General features: G+C 61.2%; 12 protein-coding genes and 1 pseudogene. 2 read left to right on the forward strand and 11 right to left on the reverse strand.

Annotation, left to right across the window (positions count from 1 at the left end):
* Positions 1 to 444: 444 nt before the first annotated feature.
* The 8 genes and pseudogenes from H7995_RS17205 to H7995_RS17240 form a co-directional block, all read right to left on the reverse strand.
* A complete protein-coding gene (locus H7995_RS17205; RefSeq protein WP_166589441.1) occupies positions 445 to 1,713 on the reverse strand; it encodes an OprD family porin in 1,269 nt (422 codons plus the stop codon).
* An 84-nt stretch (positions 1,714 to 1,797) separates the two neighbouring features.
* On the reverse strand, positions 1,798 to 2,802 hold the full coding sequence (locus H7995_RS17210; protein WP_166589442.1) for a branched-chain amino acid ABC transporter permease: 1,005 nt from the start codon (positions 2,800 to 2,802) through the stop codon (positions 1,798 to 1,800).
* 2 nt (positions 2,803 to 2,804) lie between these two features.
* Positions 2,805 to 3,692 (reverse strand): branched-chain amino acid ABC transporter permease, encoded by an 888-nt coding sequence (locus H7995_RS17215; RefSeq protein WP_166589443.1) that lies wholly within the window; start codon positions 3,690 to 3,692, stop codon positions 2,805 to 2,807.
* Between the two features lie 73 nt (positions 3,693 to 3,765).
* Positions 3,766 to 4,980, reverse strand: a complete 1,215-nt coding sequence (locus H7995_RS17220; protein ID WP_185818661.1) for an ABC transporter substrate-binding protein — start codon at positions 4,978 to 4,980, stop codon at positions 3,766 to 3,768.
* A 108-nt stretch (positions 4,981 to 5,088) separates the two neighbouring features.
* The gene (locus H7995_RS17225) at positions 5,089 to 5,811 is read right to left on the reverse strand and encodes an ABC transporter ATP-binding protein (RefSeq protein WP_166589445.1); all 723 of its coding nucleotides are present in this window, start codon (positions 5,809 to 5,811) and stop codon (positions 5,089 to 5,091) included.
* Positions 5,808 to 6,581, reverse strand: a complete 774-nt coding sequence (locus tag H7995_RS17230) for an ABC transporter ATP-binding protein (protein ID WP_166589446.1) — start codon at positions 6,579 to 6,581, stop codon at positions 5,808 to 5,810. Before H7995_RS17230 ends, H7995_RS17225 begins: the two co-directional genes overlap by 4 nt.
* A gap of 236 nt (positions 6,582 to 6,817) precedes the next feature.
* Complete coding sequence (locus tag H7995_RS17235; protein WP_166589447.1) at positions 6,818 to 7,408, reverse strand: peroxidase-related enzyme; 591 nt, start codon at positions 7,406 to 7,408, stop codon at positions 6,818 to 6,820.
* A gap of 161 nt (positions 7,409 to 7,569) precedes the next feature.
* A pseudogene (locus H7995_RS17240) lies at positions 7,570 to 9,105 on the reverse strand (ImcF-related family protein); the annotation flags it as partial.
* A 309-nt stretch (positions 9,106 to 9,414) separates the two neighbouring features.
* Between H7995_RS17240 and H7995_RS17245 the strand changes: the two are divergent.
* Both H7995_RS17245 and H7995_RS17250 read left to right on the forward strand, forming a co-directional pair.
* A complete protein-coding gene (locus tag H7995_RS17245; protein WP_425312245.1) occupies positions 9,415 to 9,936 on the forward strand; it encodes a DUF6708 domain-containing protein in 522 nt (173 codons plus the stop codon).
* A 287-nt stretch (positions 9,937 to 10,223) separates the two neighbouring features.
* Positions 10,224 to 10,739 carry a DUF6708 domain-containing protein gene (locus H7995_RS17250; RefSeq protein ID WP_425312244.1) on the forward strand — a complete coding sequence of 172 codons (516 nt, stop codon included), beginning with the start codon at positions 10,224 to 10,226 and terminating at the stop codon, positions 10,737 to 10,739.
* 294 nt (positions 10,740 to 11,033) lie between these two features.
* Here the strand turns inward: H7995_RS17250 and H7995_RS17255 are convergent, their stop codons facing one another.
* The 3 genes from H7995_RS17255 to H7995_RS17265 form a co-directional block, all read right to left on the reverse strand.
* Positions 11,034 to 12,398 carry a DUF1552 domain-containing protein gene (locus H7995_RS17255; RefSeq protein ID WP_185818664.1) on the reverse strand — a complete coding sequence of 455 codons (1,365 nt, stop codon included), beginning with the start codon at positions 12,396 to 12,398 and terminating at the stop codon, positions 11,034 to 11,036.
* Positions 12,399 to 12,400: 2 nt separating this feature from the next.
* Positions 12,401 to 16,522 (reverse strand): DUF1592 domain-containing protein, encoded by a 4,122-nt coding sequence (locus H7995_RS17260; RefSeq protein ID WP_166589450.1) that lies wholly within the window; start codon positions 16,520 to 16,522, stop codon positions 12,401 to 12,403.
* A gap of 389 nt (positions 16,523 to 16,911) precedes the next feature.
* Positions 16,912 to 18,075: an acetyltransferase domain-containing protein gene (locus tag H7995_RS17265; RefSeq protein ID WP_185818665.1), complete on the reverse strand. Its 1,164-nt coding sequence runs from the start codon at positions 18,073 to 18,075 to the stop codon at positions 16,912 to 16,914.
* Between the last annotated feature and the right edge of the window lie 14 nt (positions 18,076 to 18,089).

The raw sequence follows: 18,089 nt of genomic DNA on the forward strand, positions 1-18,089 counted from the left end.
GGATTAATGTGGGAGCGGGCGCCCGCTTGCGGCGCCCGCTTGCGGCTTGCTCGCGATGGGCGTCAACAATGACGCGTATTGCCTGGATATATGCGGTGCCTGGAAGACCATCGCGGGCAAGCCCGCTCCCACAAAGACATCCCACAGAAATATTCCAGTCAGGGAAAGCAGGCCGGCCGGTAAGCCCCATCGGCAGGCTGAGCGAAGGTATTCATCCGGGGGGAGGCGCGTAGCGCCGTGCGGCGAAGCCGCATGCATCGAGAGCAGGTGCAGCGAAGCAAACCGGAGGCGATGCCCCCGGATGGATACCGTAGCGAGGGGCCGTACGTCAGGGTGGAACCCTAACCCGCCACTACCGCAGCAACGGATCCACCCACAAATCCAAGCATGAACCTCCTACAGGGCCAAATGTACGCAAGGCCCTGCAGGCACAGCTAGCCTCTGCTACCAAAGCGCCAAGGTATAGCTGACGATCAAACGGTTCTCATCGATGTCGCTGGCGAAGCTGGACCGGTAGGTCGCATTACGCCATTTGAGCCCGACGTTCTTCAGTGCGCCACTCTGGATCACATAACCGATGTCGGTGTTGCGCTCCCACTCCTTGCCTTGTCCTGGGGCGGCGCCCAGGTTGATTTCATCACCCTTGACGTAACGGGTCATGAAAGTCAGCCCGGGAATGCCAAGGCCGGCGAAGTTGAAGTCATAACGCGCCTGCCACGACTGTTCGTCCTGGTTGGCGAAGTCGTTGATCTGCAGCAGGTTGACCAGGTAAGGGTCGGTGCCGTTGACGTTGGCAAAGCCGGTGTCGCCACTCATGTCCTGATAGGAGATGCCAAACGCATGGGCCCCCAGCGAGTAGGTGAACATGGCCCCCAGCATGCGGTTGTCGACGTTGCTGTTGCCGTCATCGGTGGCGCTGGACCAGCGCAGGTCGGACTTCAACGACTGTCCTTCGGTCACCGGCAAGGTGTGGGTCAGCGTCAGGTAGTGCTGTTTGTACAGATCGTCCAGGTGCGCATAGTGGTACCCGGTGGTCAGCGCGCTGTTCCATTTGTAGTCGCCGCCGATGAAGTCGAACTGGTCAGTCAAGGGGTTGGCACTGGTGACGATGTTGCGCCGCGGCCCCTTCATCAACGTCATGTCTTCACGGTTGCTGGAGTTGCGCTGGCTGACCTGGGTCAGGCGGCCGGCGTTGAACGACAGGTTCTCCAGATCCAGCGAGTTCAACTGCCCGCCCTGGAAGGTCTGGGGCAACAAGCGCGATTCGTTGGGTACCAGCACCGGCAACTTGGGCATCAGGGTGCCGAGCTTGAGGGTGGTTTGCGAGACTTTGAGTTTGCCAGTCAGGCCCAGCTCGCTGTAGTCATCCGGGGCCCGTTTGGAGACCGGCCCCTGGGGCAGCAGCCCGGTGACACCAGCGCGATCCGGGCTGGAATCAAGCTTGATCCCCAACTGCCCGAGGGCATCGATCCCGACCCCCACCGGCCCCTCGGTGTACCCCGACTCCATACGCAGGATGAACCCCTGGGCCCACTCCTCGCCTTTGCTTTGCGCAGCGCCGGATTGGCGGAAATCCCGGTTCATGTAGAAGTTGCGGGTTTCCACACTGGCCTTGCTGTCGTCGACAAAGGCCGCCGACGCCGGCGCGCACACCCCGATGACCCCGGCGATACCAGACAACTGAACAATACGGACAGAACGTTTGACGTACATAAGGCTCTCTTTTTTATTGTTGTTGTGAAGCGCACCCGCGCAACCCTGCGCGGGCTCCAGACAGCAATCGCAGCGAATCGACGATTAGAAGTTGCGGCGGCTGAGCTTGAGTACCCAGCCGACAATGCCGACCCGGAACAACAGCACGCAGATGACAAAAATCAGCCCCAGGATCACGTGTACCCATTCCCCCAGCGGGCCGTTGGACAGATAGCTTTGCAGGGTCACCACCACCGTGGCGCCCACCAACGGTCCGAGTACCGTGCCGACACCCCCCAGCAAAGTCATCAGGATCACCTCGCCGGACATGTGCCAGTGGGCATCGGTCAACGACGCCAACTGGAACACCACGGTCTTGGTCGAGCCCGCCAGGCCGGTCAACGCCGCCGAGATGACGAACGCCAATAGCTTGTGGGCATCGACGTTGTAGCCCAGGGAAATCGCCCGTGGCTCGTTCTCGCGGATCGCCTTGAGCACCTGGCCGTAGGGCGAGTGAATGGTGCGCTGGATCACCGCGTAGCCGAACACGAACACCGCCAGCACGAAGTAGTACAGGGTCAGGTTGTTGTTCAGGTCAAACAGCCCGAACAACTGGCCGCGCGGCACCCCGTGCAGGCCATTCTCACCGCCGGTGAACGGCGCCTGGACGTAGATGAAGAACACCAGCTGGGCCAACGCCAGGGTGATCATTGCGAAGTAGATCCCCTGTCGGCGGATCGCCAGCAGACCGAACAGCAGCCCCAGCACCGCCGAGGTCAGGGTGCCGGCGAGAATCCCCAGTTCGGTGCCCAGGCCACTGTAGTGGCTGAGCAAAAAGCCGGTGACATACCCCCCCGTGGCGAGAAACGCCGCATGCCCGAAGGACAGCAGGCCGGCATAGCCCAGCAGCAGGTTGAAGGCACAGGCGAACAGGGCAAAACACAGCAGCTTCATCAGGAACACCGGGTAGATCGCCATCGGCGCCACCAGTGCCACGGCGAACAGGGCCAGGTAGAACCAGCGCTTGCGGCGCGTGGCCGCCTGCTGTCGTTCCAGCACTGCCTGGGGTTGCAGGCGCGCAGCGCCCGTCTTGATCTGCAGACTCGTCATCTTCACGCCTCCTTACCGAACAGTCCTGCCGGACGCACCAGCAGTACCAGTACCATCACCAGGAATACCACGGTGTTGGCCGCCTCGGGATAAAACACCTTGGTCAGCCCTTCGATCAGGCCCATGGCCAGGCCCGTGACGATGGCACCCATGATCGAGCCCATCCCGCCGATCACCACCACGGCAAACACCACGATCAACAGGTTGGCGCCCATGGTCGGGGTCACCGAGTAGATCGGCGCCGCCAGCACCCCGGCAAACGCCGCCAGGGCCGCGCCGTAGCCATAGGTCAGGGTGATCAGCAGCGGCACGTTGATCCCGAACGCCTGCATCAGCTTGGGGTTCTCGGTGCCGGCGCGCAGGTAGGAACCCAAACGCGTGCGCTCGATCATGAACCAGGTCACCAGGCACACCGCCAGCGCCGCGACGATCACCCAGGCGCGGTAGGTCGGCAGGAACATGAAGCCCAGGTTGTAGCCGCCCTTGAGTTGCTCCGGCATCGGGTAGGACGAACCGGACACCCCGAACAGCTTGACGAAAGAACCTTCGAAGATCAGCGCCAGGCCGAAGGTCAGGAGCAGGCCGTAGAGGTGGTCCTCACCGGCGATGCGCCGCAGCAGAAAGCGCTCGATGAGCACCCCGACCACACCTACCAGCAGCGGCGCCAGCACCAGCGCCATCCAGTAGTTGACGCCCAGGTAGTTGAGCCCCATCACCGCGGCGAAAGCGCCGAGCATGTATTGCGCGCCGTGGGCGAAGTTGATGATGCGCAGCAGACCAAAAATGATCGCCAGGCCAAGGCTGAGCAAGGCGTAGAACGCACCGTTGATCAGGCCCAGGAGCAACTGCCCGGACATGACGCTCAGGGGGATACCAAAAATCAAAGTCATGATTCACCACTCGCAGGAAATCCGTGACACCCGGCTGCCAGCAGCCGGGCAACAAGCGTTTGCAGCGCCGCGATCAGCCTTTGGTCAGCAGCTTGCACTTGCTTTCGGATTCCGGGCGGTAGGCCTCGGCGCCAGGAATAGTGCGCACGATTTTGTACAGGTCCCACTCACCCTTGGACTCGGCCGGGGTCTTGACCTGGGCCAGGTACATGTCGTGGACCATGCGGCCATCGGCGCGGACCTTGCCGTTCTTGGCGAACATGTCGTTGACCGGCGTCGCCATCATCTGCGCACGCACGGCCTGGGCTTCGTCGCTGCCGGTGGCCTTGATCGCGTTGAGGTAGTTGGTGGTTGCCGAATAGATGCCCGCCGGCACCATGCCCGGCATTTTGCCGAAGCGTTTGTGGTAGCGCTGGGCCCAGGCACGGCTCTCGTCGTTCATGTCCCAATACCAGCCGGTGGTCAGCATCAGGCCCTTGGTGACATCCAGCCCCATGGCATGGATATCGTTGAGAAACACCACCATGCCGGCCAGTTTCTGCCCGGACTGGGCCACGCCGAACTGGCTGGCGGTCATCAGCGAGTTGACGGTGTCGGAGCCGGCGTTGGCGAAGGCGATCACGTCCGCACCGGAGCCCTGGGCCTGGAGGATGTAGGAAGAAAAGTCGCTGCTGGGGAACGGGTGGCGCACTTTGCCGACCACCTGGCCGCCATCGGCTTCGACCACCTTGGTGATGTCCGCTTCCATTGCATGGCCGAAGGCATAGTCGGCGGTGAGGATGAACCACTTCTTGCCGCCTTCGGCCAGCACCGACTTGGCCGTACCGTTGGCCAGCGCGTAGGAGTCATAGGTCCAGTGGATGTGGTTCGGCGAACAGTACTCGTTGGTCAGGCTCGACGCCGCGGCGCCGGAAATCAGCGCCAGCTTGCCGGACTGCTCGACCACCTTGCTGGCGGCCAGTACCACCGAGGACGCCACCATGCCGGTGACCATGTCGACGTTGCGCTCATCGACCCACTGGCGCACGGTGTTGGCGCCGACGTCCGGCTTGTTCAGGTCATCGGCGCTGAACACCACGATCTTCTTGCCGTTGACCTGCCCACCGAAATCCTCGATGGCCATGTTCAGGGCTTCCAGGCCACCGGGGCCGGACAGGTCGCGATAGGTGCCCGACATGTCCGCCAGGTAGCCGATGCGAATTTCGTCGTCACTGATCTGCGCCTGCGCCGCACCGGCAATCAGGCTGGAAATCAGGATGGCGCTTGCTGTGTGCTGAAAAACCTTCATGTAGTTCACCCACTGTCCGAAGTTATTTTTATTGTTCCAGGCAAAGCGGCCCCGTGCCGTCGAGCCTCAAGACTCGGCGACCTGCGTGATGCGCGGGGTAAAACGGGTTCAGACGCCCAGGCAGCGGTGCAGCAGTTCCTGTTTGGCGTCCAGTTCAGCGGCACTGATCTGCTCGACGATCTGACCGTGCTCCATCAAGTAATGGCGGTCAGCCAACGGCGCAGCAAAACGGAAATTCTGTTCCACCAGGACAATGGTCAGGCCCTTGTGCTTGAGCTTGATCAACACCTCGGCGAGCTTCTGCACGATCACCGGGGCCAGGCCTTCGGTGATCTCGTCCAACAGCAACAGGTTGGCGCCGGTGCGCAGGATGCGCGCCATGGCCAGCATCTGCTGTTCGCCGCCAGACAGGCGCGTGCCCTGGCTGAATCGGCGCTCATACAGGTTGGGGAACATCTCGTAGATTTCATCGAGGCTCATGCCGTCGCTGCGCACGGTCGGCGGCAACAGCAGGTTTTCCTCGACATTGAGACTGGCGAAAATGCCCCGCTCCTCCGGGCAGAAGCCGACGCCCAGGCGCGGGATCAGGTGGGCCGGCAGGCCGATGGTCTCGGTGCCGTTGACCACGATGGAGCCGGTACGGCGACCGACCATGTTCATGATCGCCCGCAGCGTGGTCGAGCGGCCGGAGCCGTTGCGCCCCAGCAGCGTGACCAACTCGCCACGGCGCACTTGCAGGTCGATACCGTGCAGGATGTGCGACTCGCCGTAGAAGGCATGCAGGTCATTGACCCGCAGTTGTTCGAATTCAGGGCTGTGCAGCGCGTTCATGCTTGCGCTCCCTCAACCACCGCTTCACTGCCCAGGTATGCCTCGCGCACCTGCGGGTTGGCGGAGACACTGGCGTAGTCGCCCTCGGCCAGAATCGCGCCACGGGCCAGCACGGTAATGCGGTCGGACAGCTCACTGACCACGCTCAGGTTGTGCTCGACCATCAACACTGTGCGCCCCACCGCTGCGCGCCGCACCAGCTCAATCACCATGTTCACATCCTCGTGCCCCATGCCCTGGGTCGGTTCGTCGAGCAACAGCACACTGGGGTCCAGCGCCAGGGTGGTCGCCAGTTCCAGCGCGCGTTTACGGCCGTAAGGCAGTTCGATGGTCTGGGTGTGGGCGTAGTCGAGCAGGCCCACCTCGTCGAGCATCTGCATGGCCCGCTCATTGAGGGAATCGAGGCTGCTTTCTGGCTTCCAGAAATGGTAGGAATCGCCACGCTTGCGCTGCAGGGCCACGCGCACGTTTTCCACCACACTCATGTGGCCGAACACGGCGGATATCTGGAACGAGCGCACCAGGCCCAAGCGCGCAATCTCGTTGGGCTTGAGGCGGGTGATGGGTTGGCCCAGGTAGAGGATCTCGCCGCGGGTCGGCGGGAGAAACTTGGTGAGCAGATTAAACACGGTGGTTTTACCGGCCCCGTTGGGACCGATCAAGGCGTGGATGTGGCCCTTCTGCACACGCAGATCAACCGAGTCTACGGCGGTAAAACCGCGAAACTCCTTGGTCAGGCCGCGTGTTTCCAAGACAAACTCTGGTGACATGTGGAGCCCTCTAACCTTGATTGTTTTTATTGGTTATGGCGCTGCTGGCACACTGTACTTCCTGTTTACGCTTACGTAAACGTTATGGAATATACAAAAGTCCTACAGGGACTACAGAAACAACTTGTGAGCAAATGTATCAGAGCTGCAACAAATACTGGCCAGTGGCTCAAGCACGGGCATCGGCGGGCTGATCGAGGCCGTATAAACGCGTTTATAAAGGCCTTGCACGCCGTTCATTTCGCAGCTCTTGGCACACGGCCCATCAGGTAGAACTCCGGGTTGGGCGGCGTGCCGGCCAAGGACACCAGGCGGTTGGAGAGACTGAAAAAGGCCGTCACCGCGCCGATGTCCCAAATGTCCTCGTCACTGAAGCCCACCGCCTGCAGGCGCTCGCGCCAGGCATCGTCGAGCGCGCCGCCAGCGGCGCCCAGGTGGAAGGCAAAATCGAGCATCAACCGCTGGCGCTCGCCAATCGGCGCAGTGCGGTGGTTGATCGCCAGTTGATCGGCCAACAGCGGGTCCTTGCTGTAGATGCGCAGGATCGCGCCATGGGCCACCACGCAATACAGGCAACCGTGGCGCGCGCTGGTGGCGACCACGATCATCTCCTTCTCTGCCGCCGTCAGGCTCTCGGACTCACGGTCCATCAAGGCATCGTGGTAGGCAAAAAACGCGCGAAACTCCGCCGGCCGGTGGGCCAGCATCAGGAACACGTTAGGGACAAAACCGGCCTTGTCCTGCACCGCGAGGATACGCTCGCGCAGGTCGGCGGGGAGTTGCTCGAGGGTATGGGGAACCGGGAAATGACTGATGCCAGAAGACATGGGACGTCCTTGATCGATGACCACGGTGAGCGAAAGACTCAGGCGCACAACAAACATCAGGACCCGAGCCGGGTGTTACGCAGACCTTACGTTAACGTAAAGGTAATTCTGCGACAACCGGCTTTTTCTTCGGCGCAGGTGTAACGTTTAGGCCTCCAGGCTCAGCGCTGGCTGAGTTTGTCGGCGGGTTTGTTGTCCCGACGCGCTTCGAGCAGCGTCCTGGGCAAGGCGAACCCTTCGAAGCTGCGCTGGGTGATCGGGTTGTTGGCCTTCTGGGCCCCGATGCGGTAGCGCATCAGTCCATCGGCAATGGCGAAGGTCAGGTCCACGCTGGTGTCGGTGCGTGCGTTGAGGTGGCCCCGACTGAGCAGGCGAAACAGCGACCAGGGGCCGCGATAGCTCAGGCTGGCGGTATTGCCGGTGCTGTGGACGAGGGTCAGTTGGCTGCCGCTGACGCTGCCCAGGTTGTTCGGCCAGACCAGGCCAGTACGCTGGGGAGCGCCGTGCTGATAGGGGATCAGTTGGCCGTCGACGCTGAGTAGGCTGCTCAGGCGCGTGGCACTCAAGGCCAGGGGCTCGACGGTCAGTTGCACCGCGAGATGGCCGCGATGGTTGAAGAAGGTGTCGCGGATACGCTCGGATTTTTGCAGTTGCTCCAGCACGTCGCGCCGCACCAGGTAGCCGCCGTGGCTGTCAGAGTAGAGGGCGTCCAGATTGTCCTTGAGGAACACCTTCAAGTACTGATCGTGGAACTGTTGCAGTCTTCCTTGCGGACCGAAGAAGGCTTCGAAGTCTTCCAGTGAAGCATCTTCACCACTGGCCTTGAACGGGTAGCGACCGGCCAGGCGCTCTTGGTAGAAGCTGTAGATGTCGCTGTCCCAGCGTTTCTCCAACTCCCGCAGGGCGGCAATCACCAGCACTTGGGAAGTTTGATCAGCGAGTTTTCTGACCTGCTGATTCAACGGTTCAGGCAGGCCTACCGCGACGCGCTGCAAGTTGGCGATCGGGTCGGCACCTTCCAGGGCAAAGCGGCTGAGCACGGTTTTCAGGGCCGCCTTGCCAGGGTCCGGATTATCGTGGACCGCCTTGGCATAGTCATACACCGCGGTGACGGAGCGCAGGGCTTCTTCGTAGTAGGACGGCCGCTCGCCCTGGGGGGTGATCAGCTCCGCCAGGCTGACGAAAGCCCGGCGAATACCGGCGGCCTGTTGCTGCGCATCCGACACCGGCTCCAGGCTGGTGGCTGGCTGCCCGTCCACCAACGGCAAGGCAGGATAGATCACGGTGTTGTCACGCAGGGTTTCCAGCAGTCGCCGCAGCGGCGCGGCCGGGCCGGTGACTTGTTCCAGCACCGCCACGCCATGGCTGAGGTCCTGGAAGTCGGTGACCGCAAACTGGTTCAACGCCCGCCGCCAGCTGTCCACGTAATCGGCGCTGTACAGGGCGCGCAGGCGCTGAGTCAGTACCTTGCGGTCTTCTTCCGAGTAGTCCAGGCGCTGGCGCTCGCCGAGCACCCACTGGTCAATCATTGCCAGGTCGATGATGTTCTGCGTACCCGGCTCGAAGTAGTCCTTGAAGCCCTTGGCGGTGAGCAGCGGCGCCAGTTGCAGGCCACTGCCCTCGCCCTCCTGGGTCTCGAGCAGCGGGCGATACACGATGTCGAAGGCCGGCCCGACCTCGGTGCGCAAGTCCAGGCACGGATCGCACTGCACCGCGGCCTCGTGCTGACGCTCTTGTTGCAAGCGCCGGTAACGGCCACGTACCGCCCATGCCCAGAACAGCAACGGAATGACCACCACCACGACACTGGCCGATATCCGCCTGTACTTCCATACTCTCCCAATCACGTAGACGAGATCTATCTTGAACTGCCGCGAGCAACATTCAGAATGAGGGGCGTTAGTGTGTGGGGCGCGGTTGTTTTTTTTATTGCTTCTGTTCTGGCCCTAATGATTATGATTGTTGCAGCATTAGCAGGACGGGGCATATCCACGCCAACTATTAACTTGGTCGGTTTAATCGCATTTATCGTTCCTTTATGGTTAGGAGTATATTACTGGCGAATGGACACCGAGGCCCCACGCGACGAACCCATCCGTTTCAACCGTCTACGTCGCAAAGTCTACGTCTATCGCTTCCACCACGACGGACTTCATCCTTTCAGCCGCACTACCTGGGGTGTACGGGCCGAAGTCTATGATTGGGACGACCTGCGGGCCGAAGCCTGCAGCATCTATGGCCCCATGGGCACTGGCGGCCTGATCGAAACCGTCACCCTGGCCGTGGTGAAACCCGGTACCAACAAAGTGATTGAGCGGTTTCATTTCGCCCATGGCATCCAGCAGGGCGAGACCTACTGGGCCATGGCTCAACTGTTTATGCAGCAAGGCCCACACGCCCTGCCGACCTTTCCCAACCCACCCCGCGATTGGAACAACGAGAACGTCCAATTTAACCTCGCTCGACGCCTGGCGCCCAAGGTGCAATGGCCTGCGGAGATGGACCTAGAATCACGGACGGCGCCTTGATGCTATTCACAGAACCGCTACTCGACGAACCAGCTCCATGCTGGAAACATGATCTGCCAGGACCCAATCAGGCACCGGACACGGAACCCTATCCACCGGCACTGACAAACGCACCTAACTACATTAACGATGTGTACCTCGACCTAGCCTGCTCCACTATGAGAGTTCGTGGCGTTTGTGTTTGGTTCGCAATATGCTTTTTCCTACTGTCCCTCGTCGCGCCAATTTTTTTCTTCACCTTCATAGTGAACGTTAAAGCTTTTCCTCCTATTGTTCCAAGCGCGGGCTTGCTCTTAGCGTTTATTGCTGCTCTATGGGGAGGAGTCTACTTCTGGCGAATGGACACCGAAGCCCCACGCGATGAACCTATCCGCTTCAACCGTCTACGTCGCAAAGTCTACGTCTATCGCTTCCACCACGACGGACTTCATCCCTTCAGCCGCACCGCCTGGTTTGTACGCGCCGAAGTCTATGATTGGGACGACCTACGAGCTGAAGCCTGCAGTATCTATGGCCCCATGGGCACTGGCGGCCTGATCGAAACCGTCACCCTAGCCGTGGTGAAGCCCGGTACCAACAAGGTGATCGAGCGCTTTCATTTCGCCCATGGCATCCAGCAGGGCGAGACCTACTGGGCCATGGCCCAACTGTTTATGCAGCAAGGCCCACACGCCCTGCCGACCTTTCCCAACCCACCCCGCGATTGGAACAACGAGAACGTCCAATTTAACCTCGCTCGACGCCTGGCGCCCAAGGTGCAATGGCCTGCGGAGATGGACCTGGAATCACGGACGGCGCCTTGATGAATACACCTCGGACTTGCTCGGCAATCTGGCTTCAAGTTGAAGTTAGGGCCTGCGCAGAACCAACCAAGAACCGAATGTGAGCAGTCATCATCCATGCCTGCGCCCACTGGGTGTCGTTGCTGCTGTGTTATGAGCCGAAGTTTCCACGGTCCATCGAGAAGGCCGGGCGGGGCGGGAGAACCCGCGCACCGGCAGGTACAGGTATTCCCCCCGAATGAAAACCCTGGTTCATGCCCGCCCGTGCGCCTTATCCGGCGGTTTGAATCACGTTCAAAACCGCCGGACGCTCATTCACACGTTGCTGAAAATCCCGGTGACCGGCTCGATATTGCCACCATAGGGCACAGTGGTTCCGGCGGCTTTGGCGAGGGTTGCCCAGATCCGCTGCATATCGACGAAGTTTTTCCCAATGACCGGGTTTCCCGAATGATGCTGTCGATCAGCCTGTGCGGTGATGTTGAAATAGCGTCCGGCGCCCTCTCCACTTTTGAGCAGCCCACTCGCGCCCCCCATGAGTACCAGGGGCATGTCGATCATATGTTCAGGTGCACCGTCGGCCATCTCGCTGGTCAGCACCACCAAGGTATGGTCGAGCAGGCTGTCACCGGGTACATGGGGGTCCTGATAGCGGGCCAGTTCATCCATGAACAGTTTGACCTGGCGGGCATACCATTGCCGTGTGCCCTTCCAGAAGGCCTCCCCGGAGTACCGATGGGCACAATCATGGGGATTGCTGGAGGTACTGACGTCGATGATGTTCAGCGACTCCGCCGAACGCCCGATCTGAATCGTCGCGACCCGGGTGATCCCGCAGCTCAAGGCGGTGGCGACCACCTGGTGATGGTTGGCCTGGACACGCGTGCGGTCCCGCGCGGACCGGAAGTCCAGCGGCTCCAGGGTCACTGGCTTGCATTCACCCACTGGCGGTTGGGTCATATCCAGGTCCTTGATCACCTGTTCCACGGAGTCCAGATGAGTATCGAGCTTCTGTCGCTCGGCACCGGACAGCTTGCCCTTGATTTCCTGGATATCCGCCAGGGCCGTTTCCAGTAGCGCACGGCTCTTGGGCTGCGGACCTTCGGCAAGCCGCACAGGCTCCTTGAATAACGCCTCAGCCATCAACACCGGGTCGCGGTGAGGGGTGCGAATGACCCCGCCCTGGAAGGAGACGAACCAAGGCGTGCCATCCACACCGGCATGCGGCCCGGCAAACAGACTGCGATGGGAGGGCTCGGTGCCCGGCAAGGCCTGACCCAACAGGATATCGATCGAGGACTGGCTCGAACCGCTGTCGCGCAAGACCCAGTTCCAACCGCTATGACCCACGTTTCCCGGCCCCAGGATTATCCCGCGCAAGTACAGCGATTGGTTGCGATAGGCCTCAAGCTCTGCACTGATTTCGTTCAAGGTAAAGGTCGTGGTGTCCATGCCCTGTGCCGTGGGATGCCACAACCCGCGCCCATCACCAAAGCCGCCCCCGGTGTAGGAGTCCACCGCCAGGCCATCGGGCACCACCACCAACACCACCTTCAACTTGGATTGTTCGGCTTGCCCGGCCAACGCCATGCGCGCCAGGCCGAATTGGCTCAGCGGACCATAGACACTCGCCGCCGCCAGACCCTGCAGAAAACGCCGCCGACTTTTCAGAATATCCATGATCAATTCCTCTCGGTCTTGTAGATGAACGCCTTGGACGTCCCCAATGCCTTGAGCATCTCGGCCAGCGAGCCCGTCGATTTCAAACCATCGGCGATCGCCTTGACCGTGCCCGATGTCGAGGCGTCGGACTTGTTGCCAAAGACAAACCGGAAGTAACTGTCAGCCATGCAGAACTGCGAAGCCGGGTTGCGCGGAACGATGTTGGCGATGTCGCGAACATCGTTGATCGGTTCGGTTCCGGTAGCCATGAGGAACGGACCGGACGCCTTGATCGGCAGCATCTGCGGGTACTGAGCGTAGTTGTGGGCTTGCTCCTCGAGTCGATAGCGTCCAGCCGCGTCGTAGTGCTCCATCGAGGACCCGGTGTCGTTCATGTATTGGTGGCACTGCCAGCAACGTCCGCCGGAAGCCTGCTCACCGTTGACCGAGTCCCAGTACTCGCGGGTCGTGATGGCGCGTGGCGGATACGTTGGATCGGTAGGGTCGGCCTCCACTGGCGCGCCGAACTCACGGCAGAACATCTGTTCGCGAATCATGATGCCGCGCTTGACCAGCGACGTGGCCTGGTAGTCCGAGGTGGCAGCCTGGGTCATTCCCAGGTGCAGCAGCCCGCCGCGCTTGTCATCGACCGCGACCTTGCGCATCTCGCTGCCCGACACGCCGCCGATCCCGTAGTGCGCGGCCAGGGCCTGGTTGAGGTAGGTGTAGCGTGGGGTGAACATCTCCTCGAAAGTGCCGTTGTTCAACATCAGGTTGCGACTCAACAGGTACTGTTCCTGGGCCATGAGCTGAATCATCGGCCCACTCAGCCCGGGTTTTTCCTGCACGCCACGGTTGGTCTTGACGTAGTAGCTGACAAACCGGTTGAACTGCTCGATGCCCCGCTCCGTGCGCATCATGCGCTCGATCTCGGCACCGAGCTGTTGCTCGGTCTGCAGTTCGTTACGCTGCGCCTTGGCCAGCAGTTCGGCATCCGGTGTGGTGCCGAGGAAGCCATAAGAGAGTGCGGTGGCGACTTCGAACGGGGTCAGTTGATAGACGTTACCGCCCTCGGCGGGGGGCGACCCCAGTTCGAAGCGATAGAGGAAGTTCGGCGACAGCAGCAACGCGGCGATCAGCCCCGGCGCGCCCTCCTCGTCGAACAGCGCTTGATAGCGCACACGCTCGGCATCACTGACCGGACGCCGGAACAACTGGTAGCCCAACGACGTCACCAGGTCCGATCCCGCCTTGGAAGAGGTCAGGGTCAGCAAGCGCGCCGGCGTCACACGCTCGGCTACCCACAAGGCCATGTCGTAGAACGCCTTGACGTCTTCGACCTGCAGAATGCCCAGGCTCGCCTCGCCCGGGTACTTGAAGTCTTTCTCCGACTTGTCCGCCGGCAGCTTCTCGGGGTTGATCTCGACCGCCAGGACATCCTTGACGCTGGCAGCGTACTCATCGGGCGTCAGCAGGCGCACCTGCCGTACCCCGTGAGACTCGCCCGGGTCCAGATACGGTTTCCAGACCACGTTGTACAGATGCTTGCTGATTTCCGTGGCGCAGGTGGTATCACAATGCCCGGACACCGGCATGCTCTTGATCTGCCGGACCAACGCATCCTGCCCCGCGACACTCCAGGCCAGGGCCATGCGCAAGCTGTCGAAGTACTCGACCGCGTGACATTTGGTGCAGGCCTGGGCCATGACCGTTTCGCCCAGGTTGTCCACGGCACGGTACACCACCGCCGGCAACTGGCTGTTCTCGCTGGACTCATCAATTTCCAGCAACTGCAGTTCAGGTTCAGGCTTGGCCTTGGCGTAGAACGGGTAGACCACCTTGTACTTGCCATAGTTGAAAATCTGCGTGGTGCTCGCGCCCCACGGCACCTGGATCACCCGCGCTTCGCCATCAGGCCGGGCCTCGTCGACCAGGCTGACGTGCCATTGCGCATCCGTCACAGAAGCCGGCTTGGCCGGGGCCTTGATTGTCACCTCGACCTCGAGCTGGACCGGCCGCTCGCGGTAATTAAGGACTATCTCCTGGCTCTTGTGGCTCGCCGACAGGGTAAAGACGGTGTTTCGCACTTGCGGAATCCAATCCCTCACATCATTGAGGCGCAATTGATATTCACCATAGGGCAGACCGTCGAGGACCAGGCTGGCCGCGCTGTTCGCCGGGTTCCATGACACATGGACCAGGCGGCGATTGCCATCCGCAGCGGTCAGGTAACCACTGATCATCTCTTGCTCGTAGCCTGCTGGCGGCAACGACGGGCGCAACGTCAATTGGGTGGGCGGCAAACCGCTGGCGTCATAGCGCACGCGATAAATCACCCCGGCCACATCGTCACTGATCAACAGGCTGCCGTCGGCCAGGCCCAGAAACTCGGCGGGCCGGCCAATGCAGGAATTGTCCAGGCAATACACGTCGAAGCGGTCGGGATCCTGGACAAAGCCATTGATCAGCGGGATCTGATTGACCACCTGCTTGGCGTCCTGAATCGTCAGCATCTGCACATTCATGCCGGGGTTTGCACTTGAGCCGGCACCGTGCACGGCCACCAACAGGCGTCGGGTATTACTGGCGCCGGGATAGCCGCTCCAGAACTTGACCCCCAGTGGCGCGGTGTTGGTCCCCAACTCGAAAGCCGCTGGCACGTAGTCGGCCGGGTTGACCTGGGCTGGCGCCTTGTCCGAGACAATCGCGCCCGGCACCAGCGGTGGCTGGATCACGCCGGGGTTCTGGTACTCCTGCTCCGTGAACCCGGGCGTGGCCTTGCCGAACAGATAGGGCACGCCGAAGTGCAAGTCGGGGTCGCTGATCACGTTGACTTCATCGGGGTTGGGAAAACCCTGGCGATTGTTGTCACTGAACCACAGCTTGCCGTTATCGGGGTTGAAGTCAAAACCCACCGAATTACGCACGCCCCTGGCGAGGATTTGCGATTCACCGGTCTCCAGCGAGTAACGTAACAGCGTGCCGTAGCGTTGATCGGCGGGGATCATGCACAGGTTGCAGGGAATGCCGACGGCGGTGTACAGCCACTTGTCCGTAGTCACCGGGCTGAAGCGCAACGGGTGTTTCATGTGCCAGATACGGGTGTTGGAACCGCTGGCCAGGGGCGGCAGGGGAAACAGTTTGTCATCGGCGGGGAAGTCGAGCACTCGCTCAGGCCTGGGGTCCTTGTAGTGGTTATCGGCATCGCGCAGGCGATACAGTCCGCCCGTGGTCGAGTAATACAGATCACCGTCGCGCCAGGCCACGCCATGGGGTTCTTCCAGGCCACTGGCGATCACATGGATCGCGGTCGGCCGGCCGGCGGCATCCAGTGGCAAGGCGTAGATCATGTCGGCAATCTTGCCGTCATAGACATACGACGGAATTGCGCTGGAGCCGACATAGAGCACGTTCTTGCCCATGGCCATCTGCCGAGGCTGAATCAGGCCCTGGGCAAACAATTCGATCTTGATTCCGGGCAAGCCGTTGAGCTTGGCGACGTCCACCGGCGGCCGGTACTTGACCTCCACGACCTGTTCTTCGCCCGCGTCCTGCTTGAACGAAACGATGCGCGGCGTGTTCAGCGGGACGAAACCGTCGGCGACATTCATCACCAGTTGATAGTCACACGCCTTGAGCTGGTCCAGGCGCAGGGTTTCATTGGCCTTGACACTGATGGGGATGTCCTCGGCCTTGCAGCGCAGCACCCCGGTCAACACTTGATCGGCCCGCGCCACACCAGGCACCGCCGGTTTCAGAGGCGCCTTGCCGCTCAGGGTGGCGAAGCTCAGCGTCAGTTGATTGCCTTCAAAGCCACCGCACGCGCCCAGGTCTTTCCAGGCATGAGACCAGTGATCATTGGGTTTTCCCGGTTCATAAGACGGCTGTTTACACCAGGCCCAACTGCCAACCCCCAAAGGGGCCTCGGCATCTTTCCAGCATTCGTACGCATGCTCGTGGTGAGTCACCTGCTGGCCCTGCTGGTACTCGGTGTTGGCGACATAGGCCGGCGCCGAACAGGACTCACGGGGAACAGGCGCGGACTCAGCCGACAGGGGAAAAAACACCACACCGATGATCACGCCCAACGCGACCAGTCCCAAATTCAGCAGCACGCGACACACACCGACGGACTTTTCCATGACTCAGGCCTCATGCGTCAGCCAAGCGCTTCGTCGCCCCGCAAGAACTGCTGATCGAGCGTTGCGAACCACCTGACCCTGGGCTGCCGCCGTATGGCGAGCCTAGCCCGGTGTAGTTATTGGAATGTCTTCCAATGCGGTTCCACTGCATGACCACAACATGGCTGGACAGCCATAGAGACAGGAACTGACAGACACTCGTCCTTGCACAACCACCCGTGGGTACGGGTGCTGCAATCAATTGTTGGAGCACGTGCTACAAACGCTTTTATGAAAGCGCCAATTGACAGGACGCGTCTACTGTCAGAGTTGACAGGTACTGGCTTGTGAAGCCGCCCGCAGACTTGCACGCCCCGGACGGCCCCCAAGCAGAGAATCAGCGATTGCGCCTAGAAATACTTGAGCCAGGCAAGGTCACGGCGGCGGCTCTTGAGCCGAGAGAACCAGCGCACCGGCAGGTACAAGGCCAACGCCAACAGCCCCGCCGCCAACCACACCGCCCACACTGAATCAAACCCGTAGTAGCTGCCCTGATTCAGGCCAAAGCACACCACTGCCAACAGGTAGGCGAACTTCAGAACGTACAGGTGCAGCAGATAGAAAAACATCGGTGCCGAGCCGAACACGCTCAATGCCAGAATCCAGCGACTGCCCTGGCGCCATTCGAAGCCGCGCAACAGCAGCAGGCCGAGGCTCAGGGTCAGGGTGATGAACAGCAGGGACGGCGGGTACTTGGTGATGTTGAAAAAGCTCATCAGCGTCTGCAGGGCACTGTCACCCTGGACCCAGGGTCTGTCGCCGTAGCCGTTGAGCAAGCGCAACCCGACGAAGCCCACCAGCCCGGCGATACCGCCGATCAAGAGTGCACGTTGGCGCCAGGCGGCGTCGCTGGCCTGGGCGAACCAGGGGCCGATGGCATATCCCAGGCCGATCACGCCGATCCACGGCAGCACCGGGTAGGAGGTGCGCAGGCGCAGGCCGTCGGAGAACTCGATCCAGCCGCGGTCATGCAACACCGCCCAAGGCACATGCAGCGCCGACTCCAGCGCGAAATGCAGGCCGTCCAGCAGGTTGTGCCCGGCAATGATCAGCACACTCAAACCCAGCAACAGCGGGCGTGGCAGCCAGACCAGCGCCGACAGGGCCAGCATGCTCAGGCCGATGGCCCAGATCACCTGCAGGTAGATCACTGTCGGTGGGATCTGGAAGGTCCAGGCGAAATTCACCAGGGTGATTTCCAGCAGTACCAGGAACAACCCGCGCTTGAACAGGAAGCTGCAGACATCGGCCTTGCCCGCGTATTTTTCGCCATACAGGTAGGCGGACAGGCCCGTGAGCAGCACAAAGATCGGTGCACACAGATGGGCCAGGGTGCGGCTCAGGAACAGCGCGGGTTCGGTGGTGGCAATGTCCATGGGGTCGCTGACCTGGCGGTGCAGCAGAAACGTTTCACGCACGTGGTCGAGCAACATAAACAGAATCACCAAGCCCCGCAGGGCATCGATGGAAAGCAACCGGCCAGCGCCGGAGGGTCGGAGAACAGCATTTGTCATGGGGGGGGTTCGCA

Source organism: Pseudomonas kielensis, assembly GCF_014236655.1.
GTDB lineage: Bacteria > Pseudomonadota > Gammaproteobacteria > Pseudomonadales > Pseudomonadaceae > Aquipseudomonas > Aquipseudomonas kielensis.

Bases quoted from the DNA above. Each gene is read 5' to 3' on its own strand.
- H7995_RS17260 (WP_166589450.1), bottom strand. From the start codon at position 16,522: ATGGAAAAGTCCGTCGGTGTGTGTCGCGTGCTGCTGAATTTGGGACTG.
- H7995_RS17235 (WP_166589447.1), bottom strand. From the start codon at position 7,408: ATGTCTTCTGGCATCAGTCATTTCCCGGTTCCCCATACCCTCGAGCAA.
- H7995_RS17230 (WP_166589446.1), bottom strand. From the start codon at position 6,581: ATGTCACCAGAGTTTGTCTTGGAAACACGCGGCCTGACCAAGGAGTTT.
- H7995_RS17205 (WP_166589441.1), bottom strand. From the start codon at position 1,713: ATGTACGTCAAACGTTCTGTCCGTATTGTTCAGTTGTCTGGTATCGCC.
- H7995_RS17210 (WP_166589442.1), bottom strand. From the start codon at position 2,802: ATGACGAGTCTGCAGATCAAGACGGGCGCTGCGCGCCTGCAACCCCAG.
- H7995_RS17265 (WP_185818665.1), bottom strand. From the start codon at position 18,075: ATGACAAATGCTGTTCTCCGACCCTCCGGCGCTGGCCGGTTGCTTTCC.
- H7995_RS17225 (WP_166589445.1), bottom strand. From the start codon at position 5,811: ATGAACGCGCTGCACAGCCCTGAATTCGAACAACTGCGGGTCAATGAC.
- H7995_RS17215 (WP_166589443.1), bottom strand. From the start codon at position 3,692: ATGACTTTGATTTTTGGTATCCCCCTGAGCGTCATGTCCGGGCAGTTG.
- H7995_RS17255 (WP_185818664.1), bottom strand. From the start codon at position 12,398: ATGGATATTCTGAAAAGTCGGCGGCGTTTTCTGCAGGGTCTGGCGGCG.
- H7995_RS17220 (WP_185818661.1), bottom strand. From the start codon at position 4,980: ATGAAGGTTTTTCAGCACACAGCAAGCGCCATCCTGATTTCCAGCCTG.